Genomic DNA, 19,127 nt, shown 5'->3' with positions numbered 1-19,127 from the left:
AGTAGTGCGGTGTCGTTGGTGTTCAATGGTTTGTTGATCCAGGGCATGCCGCCGTAATTTTTCAACCGTTCGAAATAATACCAGGCGCGGAAGAAGTAGGCTTCGCCGACAAAGGTTTTATAGGCGTTGAAGTCGCCCGGTGTTTTGCTGTAATTGACGAGGAGATAATTCACCCGGCGTATATCTCCCCAGAAGTCGTACCCGAAAACGTTGGTTGGTGGCGTAGACTGGCCGTTATTCCGCACATTGATTTGTGCGCCGACGAGGTTGTCGGAATTGACATCATCGGAATAGGGGCCTACATTACCGTAGCCACCATAGGAAGGCAGTGAATTATAGAAAGAGTTGGCGTAGAGCTTGACGTCGTTGGCGGAAGTCCAGAAGCTGTTTTCGCCGATAGCAGTGGGCGGTTGCTGATCAAGTTCCTGTTTGTTGCAGGCGGAGAATCCCAGGGCGATGCAACCGGCCAGGAAAAATCGTATATGCTTGATGGTGAGTATACTCATGATAGTGATTTGAAATAGTCAGCAGTATTAAAGCGTTACATTCAGTCCGAACGAGAAAGTGCGTTGTATCGGGTATATCTTCAGATCAGATTGCAGCAATTCCGGATCAATGGCGAACCGTTTGCCGAGGCCGGGTGCGATGGTAAAGATGTTCTCACCGCTCAGGTACAGGCGCAGCTGAGAGAGGTGCATACGGTTCAGCATAGCTTTGCTGAAGGTGTATCCTATCTGCAATGTCTTCAAGCGCAGGTAACGGGAGCTGAGCAGGTAACGTGTCTGCACCGCCTGGTTCTTGGAGGCAGGACCTTCCAGATAATACTTGGGGAAGTAGCCATTGGGATTATCTGGCGACCAGCGGTCGTTGTGCGTGGTGAACATGGTAGCCTGCCACATGCTGCCGGTGAGTCCCCAGAAATAGTTGGAGACGGTGAAGAAATCGGCCTTGCCTACACCCTGGAAGAAGGCGCTGATATCAAATCCTTTCCAGGCGGCGTTGAGTGTAAGTCCATAACGGAAACGCGGTGTGCTGTTACCAATGATTCTTCTGTCGCCTGGATTCTGCAATGTCTGATTGCCATAATCAATTTTACCGTCGCCGTTGAGGTCTGCATATTGCACATCACCGGCGGTCCAGTTTTGCGAATCGATGAAAGATTGGCCGGGTGCTTTTTTCGCTGCTTCATCTGACTGGAAAAGGCCTACTGTCTGGAGGCCCCAGATTTCTCCCATTGTCTGACCATTATACCACGTATTGAGGTTGTAACCGGGATTCGGGTATTCCAGTACTTTACCCTGATAGTCTGAGAATACGAATTTTGCGCCGTAGCTTACTTCTCCGATCTTGTCCTGCCAGCTGAGCGACAGATCATAACCGGTGGTTTGTATAGAAGCATTATTGCGTGTGGGTGGTGCAATCCCCAGTGTGGAGGGATACAGCTCTGAAGGGCCAAACAGGTCTTTTACCTTACGGCGGTACCAGTCGAAAGTAAGTTGCAGGCGGCTCCCGAGGAAAGCGGCATCTACACCCAGATCCAGCATGCTGGGTTTTGACCAGGTAAGATCGGGGCTGATCAGTGAAGTGGGGGCGCTTACATAGGGGAGGCGTTCATTTCCAAAAATATAGTTGGTGCCGGCTGGCGCAACAGTGCGCAAGTTGGAAATCACAGGATAATATCTTTCTAAATCGAGAAAATATTTATTATCGCCGGAGGTACCGTAGGATGCTCTCAGCTTCATTTCATTTACAACATGGGCCAATGGTTTCCAGAATGCTTCTTTCGAGATATTGTATCCGGCAGATACAGAAGGATTGAAGATCCAGCGTTTGTCTTTCAGGAAGAGGGATGTACCGTTATAACGGCCGTTCAGCTCCAGCAGGTACTTTTCCCTGAAGTTGTAGTTAACCCGGTAGAAAACGCCCTGTACCGCCCATTTGTAGCCATAATCGCCGGCGGTGAACTGGTTGCCATAGGTGAGGCTGAGGGACGGAAGATCTGGTGTATAGAGGTTCGTGTTATAACCATTGAGTGATTCATATTTTTTCAGCTCATTCTGATAGCCAACCAGTACGCCGATGTTGTGGTCATTGTGGATGGAGGTATTGTATTCTGCATACAGGTTATAGTTACGGTAGGTGGTGTTGGCGTTACCTTTTGATACGCTGCTGACACCGGACGGCGCCGGTATGGTACCATCCACATTGGCTTGCGACGGCACCTGCAGAATGGTGGTAAGTGTGTTGCGGCGCATCTGGTTATAGCTGAAGTCTCCTTTTACAGACAAGCCTTTCATTGGATGCAGATCGAACAGGCCTGTCATCCTGTATTCATTTTCGTTGAAGCCCTGCTGACCTCCTTTGGTAAGTAAGGGGATCTGTGAGGCTTCGGAATAATTACCGTCAGGATTTTTTACAGGAACAGTGGGCCATCTGCGTGGTATCTGGTGAAACCAGTTGTTACCAACGCTGGCGACTTCACTAGGGGTGAAGCGTTTGTCTTCATAGTAGGATGATTTCAGTCCGACGGACAACCAGTTGGTGAGATCTGCATCGAAGTTGGCTCTGAAATTGTAGCGCTGGAATTCATCATTGACAAACTTGAGCAGGCCTGATTTTTTTACGTATCCGGCTGAGATAAAGTAGGATGTTTTTTCGCCGCCGCCGTCGATGTTTACACTGTGCTGCTGATTGGAGGACCAGTCTTTCAGGAAGACTTTGAACCAGTCTTCATTGGCATTGGACTTATCCCATGCAGCCCATTGATTGGGGTTATTGGGATTAGGAACCGTAGCCGGTGTGTTGGCGGGATCTTTCATGTATGCCTGTATACGATCCAGTGTGGCCTGATCAAATACAGGTGTACCGCCATTGTTTTTGGAGGCTTCGTTGTAGAAGTTGGCAAAATCCCAAGCGTTCATCATCTTCGGTACGTTCAGCGGTTGGCTGAACGAAAAGTTATTGCGGTAGGTGAGTCTGGGAGTTCTGTTTTTCTTACCTGTTCTGGTGGTGATAAGTATAACGCCGTAGGGAGCGCGTGATCCGTAGATGGCGGCAGATGCTGCATCTTTCAGTACGGAAATGCTTTCCACTTCATTGGGGTCGATGGTGTTGATGTCTCCTTCGACGCCATCAATCAGTACCAATGGGCCGTTGCTTGTGCCAAGACCTGTGAACCCACGGATATTGAGACTTTTCCCGGCTCCGGGTTGTCCGCCGCCGGTACCGGTGGTGACGTTGAGGTTGGCGATTACGCCCTGTAAGCCTTCACTCACATTGGTGATGGCCCTGTTCTGCAATACATCGCCTTTCACCTGTGCTACTGCACCGGTGAGATTTACTTTCTTCTGTGTGCCATAACCCGTTACTACAAATTCCTGTAGTTTGGATTCGTCCGGTGTCAGGGCAATGGTGAAGTTGGCTCGGGCGTTCAGTGCAATCTCCTGGGTGAGGTAGCCGGTGAACCGGGCTTCCAGCGTAGCGTCGCGCTTTACATTTGTTAGCCGGAATGAGCCGGACTGGTCTGCCACGGCGCCTTTGCCGGTGCCCTTCACCAATATGGTAGCGCCGATTAACGGCGCTCCGGTCTTATCGGTAATCCTTCCGTTCACTTGGGGTACAATCGTGGAATCCTGGAGCGGCGACTGTTCAGGAGTTGTTTTCTCCCTGATGATAATGTTATGTTCGATAATCTCATAGGTGAGATGCGTATTTTTCAGGCACTCATTCAGTGCTGTTTCCAGTGGAACATTGTTGACCTGAACAGTTACCGGCGGCGGATCCTCTTTCAGCCGGTAATCATAAATAACAAGATAGTTGCTTTGTGCGGTAACAGATTTCAGTACACGATACAGGGGTGTATGCGTGAAGGAAAGTGTGACACGTTGTGTAAATGCCCTCACAGATGTACATAGCAGGGACAGAAGCAGAACGAAGCTGATTGATTTCATGAATCTCGTTTGGTTTTGGTTGAGAAAAAGAGCCCTGTACAGGTTATACCTGCAGATTATCTGGCCCGAATGCTGATGTTGGTTGTTAGTGTTGTTTGTTAGTTGTTCACTGTTGTTTTAAAAAGATAGCAGCCACGGACGGATACGTGCCGGTATCATTTTTCCTGTTTCAGAAAGACGTTGTTTTTTAGTTCGTGAAATTGTTCTTCTGTTCACTGTTAGAGCATTACTGTTAGTTTCCTGCCTTCCAGCCTGCATTTTAGCCCTGCTCCGTTGAGGATCTTAAGGGCTTGTGACAGTTGATAGTTACGGTATATTTCTCCTGTTAGTTTTTTCCCTTCCGGATTGCCTTCATAGGCCACATCAACATTATACCAGCGTGACAGCTGCCGCAGGGCGGCCTGCATGTCTGTTTTGTTGAAGATGAACAAGCCTTTTACCCAGGCGGTTATTTCTTCCGTATCGGCAGGCTGGACGCGGATATCGCCTTGTTGTTGCTGTATGGCCTGCTGACCTGGTTGCAGCTGGTATTTTCCTGTTTTGCTGCTTACAACGATAGCGCCATCCACCAGTGTTGCCGTGGTTACCGGCTCATCGGGATAGCTCATAATGTTGAAGCGGGTGCCCAGTACTTTTACATCCATTGCTCCTGTATGGATTACAAAGGGATGGGCGGCGTCTTTTGCTACTTCAAAATAGGCTTCTCCTTCCAGTGTGATCCTGCGTTCTGCGCCGCGGAAGGTGGGAGGGAAGGTGATAGAAGAGCCTGCGTTCAGCCATACCTGTGTGCCATCCTGCAATGCCAGTTTGTATTGTCCGCCGTTGGGTGTATGCAGGGTGTTGTATTGCTCCGGCATATTGTCGGCGTGCTGCCCCTGACTGTACACCAGTTGCCCTTGTGTAGCGAGTGCCGTAGCGGCGCCCTGTTGCGGCAGCTGTATAGTGCCTTTGTCGTCCAGCACGACTTGTTCCCCGTTGGCGAGCGTGAGCACTGCTTTATTGGAACCGGGCGTTGCCGGCGCGTGATGAACTACTTCTTTCTTTCGCGGCTGCCGGTAAAGCAGCGCGCCGCCTATGCAGATCAGTGAAATCACCACGGCGGCTGCTTTCATGATCTGGCGCCTGTGCGATACTTTTTTCAACGGCGGTGCTTCCATGTTCCGGAAGTGCTGCAATAGTTGCTGCGCTTCTACAGTTTTACCGCCAGTTGTATCTCCCGGGTGGCGGAGCAGTTCTTCCAGGATATTCTCTTCCAGCAGCTTGTCGAATGCACCGGTGGTTACCGCCTGGGACAAAGCATGCCGCTCTTCCGTTGTCAGCATCCCTTCCTTGAATCGATCCAGTAATGTTAGAAACTCCTGTTCCGTCATGATGAAAATAGTTAAAGGATGTCCGTTTCAGCGCAGTGACATCCATAAAGACAACTGGAATAATGGTGAGGACTATCCGGTGTAAAAATATTTTTTACCAGTGGGAAATAATAGATAGAGAAGGATATGGATATGGATATAATAGCCGTAAAAAGGCTGATGTGCAGATGTTGTGATACGTAGGTACGGATGCTGCCCAGTGCCTTTGCCATTTGATTTTTAATAGTGAGCCTGGAGATATGCAGTGTGTGGGCAATTTCTTCATAGCTCATTTCCTGCTCTTTAGCCAGCAGGTATATTTGTTTACGTTTGGGTGGCAGCGCAGCGATGGCGCGGTGAAGGAGGGAGTGGTAATCATGTTGCTGCAGCCGGTGGTCTGTATCATTGACGGCCGTTTCCTGTATCAGTTGCAGCCCTTCGTATTTTGCTTCTTCATAAGCTGCCTGTTTAAAATGATTGAAGATATAATTGCGGGCGATGATAAACAGATAATGCCGGATGTTGCTGATTTTGTGCATACCGGCTCTGTTGGCCCATATGCGGTAGAAGACTTCCTGTACAACTTCCTGCGCCATGTTCACATCTTTGGTGTACATCAGCGCTACCTGCCATACAGCTTCCTTGTAGCGGTTGTAGATGGCTGTAAAAGCAGCTTCTTCGCTCCCGCTGTCTGCGAGTTGACTCCATTCATTGTTCATCGGCAAATGCCCTTTCAAACAAAAATACAATAACGGAGATAATAATAATAGAAGGTAAGTTGTGGTATTTTATTATTTCATGATAGCATTTTATCGCTTGTGTGATTATAGTGTCAAGCCTTTTTTATTCCGGAGTGAGTTATGATTTGAGATGGGATTGACGGGTTGGATTGTGGGCAGGCCGAATATTATCAAACGCCGGAAATAATATAGCAGTCGTAGATAATAAATGCCGGCTGCTTTGGTATCACAGTAATTTGAATTGAATAAAAAAATGGAGGTTATGCATTCTTCCTTATTAATTATTGAGGTAACTTACAGCTGAAGTAACCCAAAATAAGTGAGTAGATTTAATAGACCGTAAATTCCAACTTTAATAGACTGTAATTCCAACATCTTCAATTGACAAAGCACATCGGGAAAGATGGCGACGACTTCTTATGTAATATCCTTGTTCAAATACCTGGCACTGATTGGACGCTAAACCACATCATTTCTGGCCGGGAGTTTTTTCTTAAATACAAGATCAAAAATCTATGTAAATGTAAAGTTATGAGTTTCAAAAATCAGATTATGTCCGGCGAGGCCATTGAAAACGTATTTCAGCCATTATGGCAACTTGTAGGTAATACTCCGATGCTGGAGATACAATATTTTTATAACGGAAAGCCCGGCAAAGTATATGCAAAGTGCGAGTATTACAATCTGACAGGCAGTGTTAAAGACAGAATGGCGTTATACATATTAACGCAGGCATACAGGCGTGGGGAAATCAAGCCCGGGGATACAATTGTTGAGGTTACCAGCGGCAACACGGGAATTGCTTTTGCAGCATTCGGGAAAGCGCTTGGACACCAGGTGAAGATCATTATGCCAGATTGGATGAGCAGGGAGCGGATTGAGATCATTAAAAGTATGGGTGCAGAGGTGTTGCTGGTTAGTAAAGCTGAAGGCGGGTTTCTTGGATGTATCAGCCGTAGCGAGGAATTACTGAAAGCCGGAGATGTATTTCTGCCGCGGCAGTTTGAGAATCTCAATAATGTGGAAGCGCATGAACGGACAACAGGGCGGGAGATCTGGTATCAGCTGACCCAGGAGGGATTAATGCCGGATGCTTTTGTAGCGGGGGTTGGAACGGGTGGCTCCGTAATGGGAGTAGGTAATTTTCTGAAGCGCATGAACCACGGCATCAAAGTCCATCCGCTGGAGCCTGCCGAATCGCCTACGCTGAGTACCGGGTATAAAGTAGGTAGTCATCGTATCCAGGGTATCTCGGACGAGTTTATTCCTGCTATCGTTCAGCTTGACGAATTAGACAGTATTATTCAGGTAAACGACGGCGATGCAATTTTGATGGCACAAAAGTTATCAAAAGAGCTGGGGCTGGCGGTAGGTATTTCATCAGGAGCAAATATAACGGGGGCAATTAAACTGCAGCAGCGCATGGGAGGAGAGAGTTGTGTTGCAACATTGTTATGTGACAGTAATGTAAAATATCTCAGTACTGACCTTACCAAAGAGGAGCCTGTCAGGGATAACTATATTACTGAAGTTATTGTATTTACCGGATATCGTCCTATTGGAAAATGTAATTGGCAAGAAAAATTTGAATAACGGTAGTGGGTGGGTTTCTCGCAGAGGCACAAAGGGAGCAAAGGATATTTTTTAAGTTAGCAAAGAACTGTTTTACAGTCCGAAAATATTGTAGGTTACTACTAAATAATCTTATTTAACTTAAAAAATATCCTTTGCTCCCTTTGTGCCTCTGCGTGAAAAACATTTATGGCAGCTACTGAATTACCGGGAACTGTGAAATGCGCAGGCGGGAGCATCCATAAGGTATCAGTGTGATTTCCTCATCATTGCTGCTGAATTCCGTCGGGTCGCTGATACTAAATGGAAGGGGACCCGCCATTTCATTGTATAGTTGCCAGGAAGGAATCCGCCGGGCCTGTGTCTGGATCTTAACAGGTGCGTTTTCTGTTGTCCACGGAAAATCTGATCTGTTGTTTGTTTTGTTTACAATAAATTTCGCTTCAAGGTTCTTGTCGGGGATGTTTAACAGTCCATAGTTCCACGGGCCTGCCGGTCTTATTTCTTCATAGGTATTTCCGTATATAACGGGGTCTTTGCTATTGTTTATCGTTCTTTTCTCTTCGTCTATTTTTAAGGCATATACGAGGGGGCCCCGCTCAATGGAAACTGAATTCTCCTGCCAGGTATTTTTGACAATATGCATGGGGAGATGCAGTTCGATAACGTCTCCGGGTTTCCAGTTCCTGCTTATGCTTACGATACCATTTTCCGGGGATGCCGGCGTAACCTTACCATTAATTTTTATGCCTGCTCCGGCGCACCATGCCGGAATCCGGAGATGCAGCGGGAATGATACACTTTGGGTTGCGTTAAATGTAAACCTGATCATTTCATCGAATGGATAGTTGGTTTCTTCTTTAAAGGTCACTGCGGTACCGCCGGCAACGGTGGCTTTTACTTCGCAGGGCGAGTATACCAATGCGGCCACTCCTTTGTCTGGTGTAGTATACCAGAGGTTTTGTGTGAATTTAGGCCATCCCTGGTGCATATTGGCAGTGCAGCAGGCGTAGCCTGTCAATAATCCGTAGCATATATCTGTTCCGCTATGGTCAGTGTTAAAATTGCGGATATGCCTGGTGATCATCACCTGGTTGGCCTGCTGATAATATTGTCGTGCTGTCCAGTCGTCTGATACCTGGGCAGGAAGCGCATTAAAGGCGATCTTTTCCAGTTGGTCGGCATAGATTGTATTTCCTGTTACGGCCAGTATGCTTTCCAGTGAAAACATCATCTCTACGGCGGAGCACAACTCTGACCCCTGGGTGGGATTGTTGCCGTGTAATGCTTCGTCAGCGCCGTAGAGGCCATGTGCCATACCATTGAATTTTCTCAGGTCTTCAAATCCTTTTTTGAGAGCGTCCAGGTATTTTTTATCGGGATGGTATTGATAATAGACGGCAGGCTCTTTTATTCCCTGGGCCAGGTTTACACCGTGTATGCTGCCGGCGGTGGCCAGCATGTGCCCATCGAGAAATGCCTGGGTATAATCAAATGTCTGTTTGTGAATCAACTCACCCAGGTCGGGTAGGAATTTGTCTCCGGTAATGCCATGAAGCCAGTATACTACCTGTAAGTTGTCTCCGCCACGGTACCTTGCCCAGAACGTCCAGTGATTGAGCGGCGTGGCAGGAAGCGTTTTTAACTGGTATTTAAAATAATTGGTCAGAAATGTAATCACTCTTTTGTCGCCTGTTGCCGTGTAATACTGTTTCAACACTTTCAGCATGACCATTTTGGGCCACCAGTCGCGGCTGTTGTCTCTCTGTACCCCTGGCCTGTCATTGGGATAATCTTTTGAGGGGCCAAAGTTACCATCTGGTTGCTGGCTGTTGAGCGTCCATTCTATCCAGGGTTTTACTTTTGCGATCAGGGTTTCATCTTTCAGGATATATGCCAATGGCAGGAGTCCGTCGATCCAGTAAGGCCCACGTTCCCACTGATCGCCATCGCCGCCTAGCCAGCCGTTGCTCTTGTCCATTACCAGCGGATATAATTTATCCAGGTTGCCGGTAGCGCCGTTTTTCTGTCGCCGCAGCATTTCTAACAGCCATCCTTTGGACTGGATGGCGCCTATAGGCAGTTCGTGGTAAGCCTGTGTACTGTTTTTATTTTGGGCCAGCGTTCCTTGAATCAGGAGGCCGCAAAGGAACAGGATAGCTAATCTTTTACTCATAAAATAAACGATTGAATTTATAGCAGGTTTCGGATATTACTTATGTTGAAGAAAGCAGGTTTTGGTTTTGTGTTTTGGTTCTACGGTTTCTTTTTCTGGTTATTTTGTAACATGCTGTTGTTACCGGTGTAATAGCTCCGGTCAATGCAATAATAAGACAGGGACGCACCACAGTGCGTCCCTGTCTTATTATTGCTGTCAATATGGTGACGGGATGGAGGATTTTACCGTTGATCAATACTTTGCTGCTTTATCCGGGATAGCCTTTTTAATGAATTCACGTAACTGATCCGTGCTTGCTTTCAGGTCTTCTTTACGCAGGTACATCATGTGTCCGCTGCGAAATCCTTTCCATTGAATGCGGTCTTTTAACTTTCCGGAAGGGTCCATTTGCCAGAGATTGTATTTGGCATTAAAATAATCGCAGGCGCCATCGTAGTAACCTGATTGCACCAGCAGGTGCAGGTAGGGGTTGATGGACATCGCGCTTCTTAAATTTTCGCCTGTCCGGTCATTGGTATTGTCCCAGGGATAGACGGAGCCGAAGACGTTGTAGGGATAATCTGTTTTGTAGTTCAGGTCATTTCTCAGGTACATATTGATGGGCGGTGTAAACGCATGTAACCATGCGGTGAGCTCCGCATTGAAATCGGGGCGTTCGCCTCCTTCTTTTTTGTCGATGCCTTTATAGCGGGAATCCAGTCTGCCTACTGTATATGCTTCGTTGCGCAATAGTTCTTTCCAGAACAGAGAGGGCGAGATATCCAGATTGTTTTGAAGGATCACCTGCAGGGGGAGTCCTGAATAATTTGCCATTCTGGTGGCAATTGATTTTTTCGTGGCGTCATCCAGCAGGCTGCCTTTGTTTAAGGCAGGCAGTAATTGGTTCATGGTAAAGTCTTCCACTTCGGGTAGAAAAGCTTCCAGGTCTTTCTGTAAGAAGTTGCCGGACAATTTTTTATGGTACCATGCTGTTGCTGCGAAGTACGGCAGCCGCAGGGCGGCGTCTGTAGCAGCGCCGCGTTCAATGCCTAAGCTGGTGGGTGATACCAGTACCACGCCATTGAGGTACATCCAATGGGCCTGCTGCAATTCGAGTGCAAGTCCGGAGACCCGCGTGGTACCATAGCTTTCTCCTATCAGGTATTTGGGAGAGCCCCACCGGTTGTACCTGGTAACAAAGCTATTGATCCAATCGGCCAGATATTTTATGTCGGCATTTACACCAAAGAATTTAGTCTTGGGAACATCTTTACCTACAATTCTGGAGTAGCCGGTATTCACGGGATCTACATAAACAATATCGGCAACGTCCAGGATGGAATTGGCGTTTTCTTTATATCCGTATGGTTGTACCGGATAACCTTCCTCATCGATGTTCAGGAGTACGGGGCCGGTATAGCCGATATGCATCCAGACGGAGGCAGATCCCGGCCCTCCATTAAATGAAATGACCAAAGGTCTTGCTGCCTTATTTACATCGGTGCGTTCGTAGTAGGTATAAAACAATCCTGCAATCGCTTTGCCCTCTTCGTCCCAGACGGGGAGTGTTCCGGCTGTAGCTTTGTAGGCAACTTTCTGCCCGTTGATCGTAGCGGAGTGGTTGGTAACCACGGCTGCGTCAGGATTGAAACTTAAATCGGCAGGGCCGCTCTTTTTTTCTTCGGCGGGCTTTTCCTGTTTGGGTAATTCAGTCTTTGTATTCGATAGCTGTGCGTTGGCATTGGTGAAAAATATACAAGCGACAAAGCAATAGGAAATGATTTTGGCCATGAGACGATGTTGTTTAATATAAAGATGCCCCAAACTAAAGATTTTTTTAAAGAAACGCAAGGTTTGGGGCACCGGGGCATGACCAGACAACTAAAGGGAAGGTAAATTAACGTCCAGGATCTTTAGCAGCATATAAATCCAGCTCCAATAATGCACTCTGATTGAGGGGCGAGATGTTCTCTCCCGGTTTTACCGTGTTTGATTGTGTCTGAAGCCGGATGATATAGAATAGGATAAATAAGACAGTAGATGTTAGTCCTCTCATACATTAATAATCATTTGTTTTTATTCCCTTAATGTTTCCCTCCGGGGATGAATGGAGTAGTAGATGATTAGTGGGAAAGAGAATATTTTCCAGCTTCCTTTTATCATTTTCATCTTTAGATGGGTGTACGTATAAACGTTTTTATGTGGTTGCATTTGATAGCACAAGAAAATCAGAATTTTGGAATAGGTATTGTATGCTAACATCAATTATTGGTCATTTTGTAGCATAAGCGGTGAAGCATGATATCCAGTTTATTTATTGCTATGCAGGTATAGAGGTGACTTCCTTGTTTATAGTCAAGAACCTGTTGCTGCTGCGCAGTTATGGAACCCGCTGAAACAGCAACAGGCTTGCATCTATTATCAGCAGCTGGAGAAGTGCAGCCAGTTGGTTGTCATAAATTCCCTTTGTGGTTTGATTTTTTGATTCTTACTTATAAGCAGGGTTCTGCTGAATATTATTATTGGTGACCTCTTCTGTAGGAATGAGCCAGGTTTGGTTATACAGCCCTATCGGAATGCTCAGCGAACTTCCTCTTACACTTTGTATACGTTGAAAAGTATTGCTGCGCTTCAGATCAAACCATGCACTGCCTTCATTTGATAATTCCCATTTCCTTTCCATCAGTACTGCGTCGCGGAATTGATCTTTTGTTAGATTCTGCAGATCCGGCACATTGGAGGTGTTTCCTTTATCAATCCTGGCTCTCCATCTGACTTTATTGATGTATTGATAGGCCATAGCAGGCCCATTGATTTCATTCTCAGCTTCTGCGGCTATCAGATACATTTCGGCCAGTCGTAATATAGGAAACATGTATGGGACAATTGCGTTGGAGGGACCAATATTCTGGTCAATAGCACTCAGATCTGTAAACTTGCTGAAGAAAGGAGGTAATGTGCCACCGCCGGGCGCAGGATAGTTAATTTTAATCCCCCATTGCCTGCGTTGATCTCCGGGAGGATAACTGTTTATGAACCAGGTTGCCGGAAGTAGTATGGGAACGTATCCGACTGCCGGGCAGGTAAGGCTATGAAGCGAGTTTCCTGATCTGCCCGGAATATACAGTTTGCCCCAGATTGATTCTGATGTATAGGCGACGTTATGAAAGGCATCTGCATAATTATCTTTCAGGCTGAAGCGGCCGGATGATATTGTTGCCAATGCCTTATCCCTGGCTTTAGTATAATTACCGGTTTGTTTTAATGGATTTCCGGCCGCCGTGAGATATATTTTTGCGAGCATGGCAGTGGCCACCAGTTTATAGACGCGTCCCTGTTGGAGGGCCATATCGGGGAGGTTGGTTTCTGCAAAGGTCATATCATTGATTACCTGATTATATATATCGGCCTGCGGTGTACGTGGCAACTGGACGTCTTTATAGTTCTCAGCAGCTTTCAATGGCATAGGTACATCTCCAAACATCTGCACCAGATAAAAGTAAGCGTATCCTCTCAGGAATCGCGCTTCCGCTTCCAATTGCAATTTTTTTGCGGCATCAAGCGGAGCAGCAGGTAATTTGCCGAGTACGAAGTTAGCATTCTTAATCATGGTAAAAGGGCCTCCCCAGGCGTTTCTGGAGGTATAGAAATCGGCAGAAGGCTGGTTCTGATAAATTGGTAATACCTGTTCTCCCGGCTGTGGCGTCCCATAAATATCAGAAAACATTTCATTCAGCTCGGCAACATACAATGGTAGATTCCCGTATACGCCGATAACAGCAGACTCATAACTCTGTGGATTGGTGAAGAATGTTTCCGGACTGATAGAAGATCTCGGATTTTCTTCCAGTGTCTTTTTGCAGGACATTGTGAGTATTGCTAACGTAGAAATATATACGAATATTGATCTGCGATTTTTCATCTTCCGACAATTTTTAAAATTAGAAACTAACTTTTGCACCAATTGTTATGGATTTCACAGAAGGGTAATTGCCTCTGTCCCAGCCATTGATCGTTGGAACTGCCCAGGAGACTTCGGGATCATATCCTGAATACTTTGTCAGGGTAAGCCAGTTCTGTGCGCTTACATACAGACGGATGGACGACAGTTTTATAAGTGACAGCTGTTTTGCCGAAAAGGTATATCCGAGCGTAATGTCTCTGAGCCTGAGATAGGAGCCATCTTCCACCCATAATGAATTGGCATAGTCCCGAATGGAATTGCCGCTGTTAATGGATGGTTTGTCCATTGCGTTGCTGGTTCCGGGACCTCTCCACCTGTTATCGAATGCTTCTTTCGTTGGCGCCCATTTTCCGTTCATGGTAATGTTGTATTTTCTGAACTCATTCACGATATCATTACCGTATGAGCCTACAATAAGGAAGGACAGATCAAAATTGCGGTAGGTGAAAGTGTTGTTGAAGCCGAAGGTAAAATTAGGTTCCAGGTGTGATATGATGGTGCGGTCATCCTGATCATTGACCGTTCCTTTGCCATCCCAGTTTTTGAATTTGTAGTCTCCCGCACGTTTTGACGGTTCTCCGTTATCTATTGCTTCCTGGTCTGTCTGATAAATACCTGTAACAGTATAGCCATATAACTGCATCAAAGACTGTCCGACAATAGTAGGGAACCAGTTTCCACCTGCGCCTATTTCCTTTCTGAGAATTGGATTTCCTTTGGCATCCTTTCCAAGGTCGAGTACTTTGGTGCGGTTACTGCTGAATGTAAGATTTGATTCCCATGTAAGCGCTCCTTTCAGGTTCTGAGAGCTTATCTGAAACTCGAAGCCTCTGTTCTGTACTACGCCGACATTCTGGATAACAGATCCATATCCGCTTGACGGTGGCAGACTTACCGACAAGAGCAGATCACTGGTTTTTTTGGAATAATAATCTGCTGTGAATATGATGCGGTTATCGAGTAATCCCAGATCGATTCCAGCATCAAATTGCCTGGTGGTTTCCCATTTCAGGCTGGTGTTATCGAGGGAAGAGGATACGAAACCATTTACCTGAGCATTGTCGAGGACCACAGTGTTATTTGACATGGTTGCGAGTGTCTGGTAAGGGTTAATTGCCTGATTGCCGGAGCTGCCATAGCTAAGCCGGAGTTTTAGATTGGAAATGGTCCGGTTATTTTCCAGAAAGCTTTCGCGCGATATGTTCCAGCTCACTGCGGCTGACGGGAAGAATGCATATTTGTTTTCCTTGCCGAATTTTGAAGCGCCGTCATATCTTCCGGTGAGTGTCAGGTAATATTTGCCCTGGTAATTGTAATTCACCCTGCCGAGGTATGACAACAGCTTATAATCGCTGTAACCTGATCCGGGCTGGGCCTGTACTACGGCTGCTCCCAGGTTGTTGTCTTTATAAAGGTCGGTAATGAATCCTTTGGCCGTACCACTTTGCAGGGATTCACTGTTGCTTGCCTGATAGGTGATACCGGCAACTGCGTCGAGTGAATGTTTACCGAAAGTTTTGTTATAGCTCAATGTATTTTCATTGATAAAAGTGAGGTTGTTTGCGTAACTTTTACTTGCGACACCAAAGATGGGATTGCCGTCTTTATCAGTACTGCGTCCGAGCGTTATTGTAGAAGGTGCGTAATAGTCGCTCTTACTGTCGTTTTTGTCTATACCTGCTGTGAGTTTTAGTGTAAGCCCGTCGGTTATTTTATAGTTCAGTGCTATATTGCCGATAATACGCATGGCGCTGGAGGGTTGATACAGTTCCTTGGAGATGCCAACAGGGTTGGTTTCTCCCCAGGTAACGCCAGTGAATCGTGTATATGAGCCGTCCGGATTATATACTGGTTGTGTCGGCGGGATGACCATCGTTGTCCAGGGTACACCACCGCCGCCTTCGGCGCCTGTATATTGTGCCTGTACGTATTTCGATTGTTGCAGGGAGAGGCTGGATGTTACGTTAAAGCGATCCGATATTTTCTGGTCAAGATTTGTTCTGAATGAAAATCTTTTGAATGATGAATTTTCGATAATTCCTTTCTGATCGTAATACCCGAAAGAGGTGAAGTATTTGGTATTTTCACTGCCACCGGAGACAGAGATGTTATGATCCTGTACCGGCGCTGAATGGTATACCAGATCCTGCCAGTCGTTTCCTTTTCCACTGAGTGAATCTACCTGGGTATCTGTCCAGGGTTGGGGTTGGTTATCATTTTTCGCTACTTCATTCTGGAGGGTGGCAAACTCCCTGGCATTGACAAGGTCTATTTTCTTTCTTAACCGTTGTATGCCATAATATCCGCTGTATACTACGTTCGGTTTACCGATCTTGCCTTTTTTAGTGGTGATCATCACCACGCCATTGGCGCCTCTTGATCCGTAGATGGCTGTTGCGGAGGCATCCTTCAAGACTTCCACTCTTTCTATATCATCCGGGTTGAGTTGAGCCGTGAGTCCATCGAGTGGTAACCCGTCAACCACATACAACGGGTTGCTGCTGGCGCCTATGGAGGTAGTACCACGGATCTTGATGCGCATAAATTCACCTGGTTGTCCGGATGCCTGATTTACCTGTACGCCGGCTATATGCCCCTGTAGTGCTTGTGAGACGTTGGATACACCGTTTACCTGCGTAATTTTTTCTGCGGTTATTGATCCGATGGCACCTGTGATATCCGATTTCTTCACTGAGCCGTAGCCCACTACCAGTACGTCGTTCAGTGCATTGGCTGCCGGGGTAAGCGTTATAAGAAGCGTATTGCTGATATCCCCGCTGATGGTTAGTGACTGCTCATAGCTGGTAAAGCCAACAAAGCTGACTCTCAGCGTATACGTGCCGGCAGCAACGCCTTTGATAACAAATGCACCCTTGCTATTTGTGAATGCTCCTTTATTCAGTGGCAGTAATACTACTGTTGCATTCTCTATGGGTGCCCCCTTGTTGTCCTGTACCCGGCCGCTGACTGTATACAGCGCCGCTGGCGGGGTTGGCTTCCCTGAAGTGGCTTGCGGCTTCTGTTCCTTTACAACGATGATTTTGTGCTTAATTTCATAGGTGAATGGCTGATCCCTGGAGATGATGTCCAATACCTCAACAAGGGGTCTATGCTGTACATTCAATGTAACAGGATTGGCCCTATTCATCAAAGATGCGTCATAGACGAATGCATATCCTGTCTGACCTTTAATAAGATCAAACACTTGCACGATCTGAATATTCGTGCCTTTGATAGTTACTCCCTGTGAAAATGATACGGCGCTAACAGGGAGCATTGCTGACAACAGAAAAACGAACAGTTTCATAAACAGTAGTATTTGTGCTAGTCTGCTTTCATGAAATAATGGGATTTTGATAATGAAGAACGCTTTCATACTTTTGTCTGGTTTGGATCAGTAAATGTTGATTGTTCAAAAACGTGGCATAAAACATTCTGTCCGGACTATACACCGGAAGTGCATCCAACACTTCCGGTTATCCAGAGCTATCTGTTTTTAGTGAGTATTGTTTATGATGGTTGTACGATGATCTTTCTTCCCTCGATAGTGAAATGTACCTTACCGGTGGTTTCAAAAGCGTCTAGCAATAGTGATATATCCTCCTTTCTGGGCACTTGCCCTGACAATCTTAACAGATCGATGTTTCCCCGGTACTCGACATCTACATCATACCATCTGGCCATCTGACGCATAATATAGCGGATACCGGCATTTGTAAATCTGAATTCTCCATTCTTCCAGGCTATTACTTCCTGAATATCGGGCTTTGTCCGCCTGAATTTTGTTGATATTGTATGCGGCATTGCCGCCTGTTCTCCTGGTTGCAGCAACATACTGTCTTCACTATTGGATGCGGCAACCGCGCCCTCCAGTAAAGTAGTTTTGACATACTCTTCATCTTTGTATGCCATAATATTGAATTTTGTTCCCAGAACGGTCACCTTTAGTGCTTTGTTATGCTGCATTGTATTAACAGAAACGATAAAAGGAATTTTACGTTTTTTAATGTCGCGTATTGGTTTGACTTCGAAATATCCTTCGCCTTCCAGCGTAACTTCCCGGCTGGAGCCGGAGAAAGCAATTGGAAACTTCAGTGAAGAGGCTGCGTTCAACCAGACTATGGTGCCGTCTGGCAGGAAGACCTGGTATTGCCCTCCGCGGGGCGTACTGATAGTATTAAAGGATACAGAGTGATCTCCGCTATCCGCCATTTTCTTATTATAAGCCAGAATACCGTTATTCAGTTTGACGACCGCGATACTTCCCTGTTTGCTGATGGTACCATTTCTGGCACTGTCCAGGAGGATACTATCTCCATTGGCGAGTATGAGAACTGCCTGGTTTCTTCCCGGTAATATTTTCCCCCTGTTATTGCCGGATATATTGGCCATCCCGGTGTGGGGGAGCCGGCGACTGTTATGTATCAGGAACAAAAAACCTGCTCCCAGCAGGCAGCATAGCAGCGTTGCCGCTATTTGTCTGTAGAGGGGAAAATACCTGCGGCTCTTGCCATTGCTGTTATCATTATTAACTGTCTCTTGCAGCCGGTCATAGATTCTTTGCCGTACTTGCCGCCGGAGAGCAGCTGTTGCTTCCGGGATTTCAACTGAGCTGTCGTCAAAAGAGTAATACCAGTCGTTAACCAACTGCCGCTCTTTGGGACTGGCTTTCCCGGCCAGATAATTTTCTATGGCCTGCTGAAGTTCCTGCATACAATCAGGTTTATATTATAAGTGAAGTGAGAAAGAAAAATTACCTACGCTGGTAAAAAAAATTATAGTATGCCCATGTAATACTTGAGAATATGCTTCATTTTATGCCGGAGATGATGAATTGCCTTGTTCAACTGGTTATCTACTGTTTTGGGGCTGATGTTAAGGAGTTGGGAGATCTCTTTGGTTTTCATCCCTTGCTGTTTGCTGTATTGGAATATAAGCCTGCATTTTTCGGGCAGTTTGTTTACTTCTTCATTTACCAGTTTAAGAATTAGCCGGAAATGGGTTTCAGTTTCCGGGCTGTTATCGAGGGAGCTCTCCGGAGATAGTATACCAGCTGCGTAGTTATTGGCATATTCGCATTTCCGGTAATGGGCAATAATCAGGTACCTGGTGGCAGCCGCGAGGTAGCTTTTAATATTGATAATCTGCAGGGATTTTCTGTTGAGCCATATGCTGCTGAATACATCATGTACGACATCCTCTGCTCCCTGCATATTCCTGAGACGCGCATAGGCCATGGCAAGCAACATCTCCCAGTAGCGATGGTACAATATTGTAAAAGCTTCTTTATTGTCGGCAGAGATAAGTGAAATCAACTCTTCGTCCGATTGTAAGTGATTAATGGTTGACATGCCCCCTGATTATGAAAATAAAAATGACAACCCAGCTGAAGTA

At 46.3% G+C, this 19,127-nt stretch carries 11 protein-coding genes; 1 reads left to right on the top strand and 10 read right to left on the bottom strand.

Annotation, left to right across the window (positions count from 1 at the left end; all coding sequences use genetic code 11):
• The 4 genes from VM802_RS27045 to VM802_RS27030 all read right to left on the bottom strand — a co-directional run.
• Positions 1-506: RagB/SusD family nutrient uptake outer membrane protein (locus tag VM802_RS27045; RefSeq protein WP_325536629.1), on the bottom strand; the 506-nt coding region annotated here is incomplete at its 3' end.
• Between the two features lie 27 nt (positions 507-533).
• Entirely contained in the window at positions 534-3,950 is a 3,417-nt protein-coding gene (locus tag VM802_RS27040) for a TonB-dependent receptor (protein ID WP_325536627.1), read from the bottom strand.
• Between the two features lie 218 nt (positions 3,951-4,168).
• On the bottom strand, positions 4,169-5,320 hold the full coding sequence (locus VM802_RS27035) for a FecR family protein (RefSeq protein WP_325536625.1): 1,152 nt from the start codon (positions 5,318-5,320) through the stop codon (positions 4,169-4,171).
• An 11-nt stretch (positions 5,321-5,331) separates the two neighbouring features.
• Positions 5,332-6,018: an RNA polymerase sigma factor gene (locus tag VM802_RS27030; RefSeq protein WP_325536623.1), complete on the bottom strand. Its 687-nt coding sequence runs from the start codon at positions 6,016-6,018 to the stop codon at positions 5,332-5,334.
• 552 nt (positions 6,019-6,570) lie between these two features.
• On the opposite strand from VM802_RS27030, the gene VM802_RS27025 reads away from it, so the two are divergent.
• Positions 6,571-7,632, top strand: coding sequence for a PLP-dependent cysteine synthase family protein (locus VM802_RS27025; RefSeq protein WP_325536621.1), 1,062 nt, complete (start codon positions 6,571-6,573; stop codon positions 7,630-7,632).
• A gap of 175 nt (positions 7,633-7,807) precedes the next feature.
• On the opposite strand, the gene VM802_RS27020 is transcribed toward VM802_RS27025, so the two are convergent.
• From VM802_RS27020 to VM802_RS26995, 6 genes are all read right to left on the bottom strand, one after another.
• Entirely contained in the window at positions 7,808-9,787 is a 1,980-nt protein-coding gene (locus tag VM802_RS27020) for a beta-L-arabinofuranosidase domain-containing protein (protein WP_325536619.1), read from the bottom strand.
• Positions 9,788-10,021: 234 nt separating this feature from the next.
• Positions 10,022-11,560, bottom strand: coding sequence for a S10 family peptidase (locus VM802_RS27015; protein ID WP_325536617.1), 1,539 nt, complete (start codon positions 11,558-11,560; stop codon positions 10,022-10,024).
• A 697-nt stretch (positions 11,561-12,257) separates the two neighbouring features.
• Complete coding sequence (locus VM802_RS27010) at positions 12,258-13,691, bottom strand: RagB/SusD family nutrient uptake outer membrane protein (protein ID WP_325536615.1); 1,434 nt, start codon at positions 13,689-13,691, stop codon at positions 12,258-12,260.
• Between the two features lie 19 nt (positions 13,692-13,710).
• Positions 13,711-17,040: a SusC/RagA family TonB-linked outer membrane protein gene (locus VM802_RS27005; RefSeq protein ID WP_325536613.1), complete on the bottom strand. Its 3,330-nt coding sequence runs from the start codon at positions 17,038-17,040 to the stop codon at positions 13,711-13,713.
• A 203-nt stretch (positions 17,041-17,243) separates the two neighbouring features.
• Positions 17,244-18,446 (bottom strand): FecR family protein, encoded by a 1,203-nt coding sequence (locus VM802_RS27000; protein WP_325536611.1) that lies wholly within the window; start codon positions 18,444-18,446, stop codon positions 17,244-17,246.
• 62 nt (positions 18,447-18,508) lie between these two features.
• Positions 18,509-19,084, bottom strand: coding sequence for an RNA polymerase sigma factor (locus VM802_RS26995; protein ID WP_325536609.1), 576 nt, complete (start codon positions 19,082-19,084; stop codon positions 18,509-18,511).
• Positions 19,085-19,127 lie beyond the last annotated feature (43 nt).

The organism is Chitinophaga sp. (genome assembly GCF_035538455.1).
Lineage (GTDB): Bacteria > Bacteroidota > Bacteroidia > Chitinophagales > Chitinophagaceae > Chitinophaga.
The sequence above is the reverse complement of the archived record's forward strand: the minus strand, read 5'-3'. Positions and strand labels throughout refer to the sequence as shown.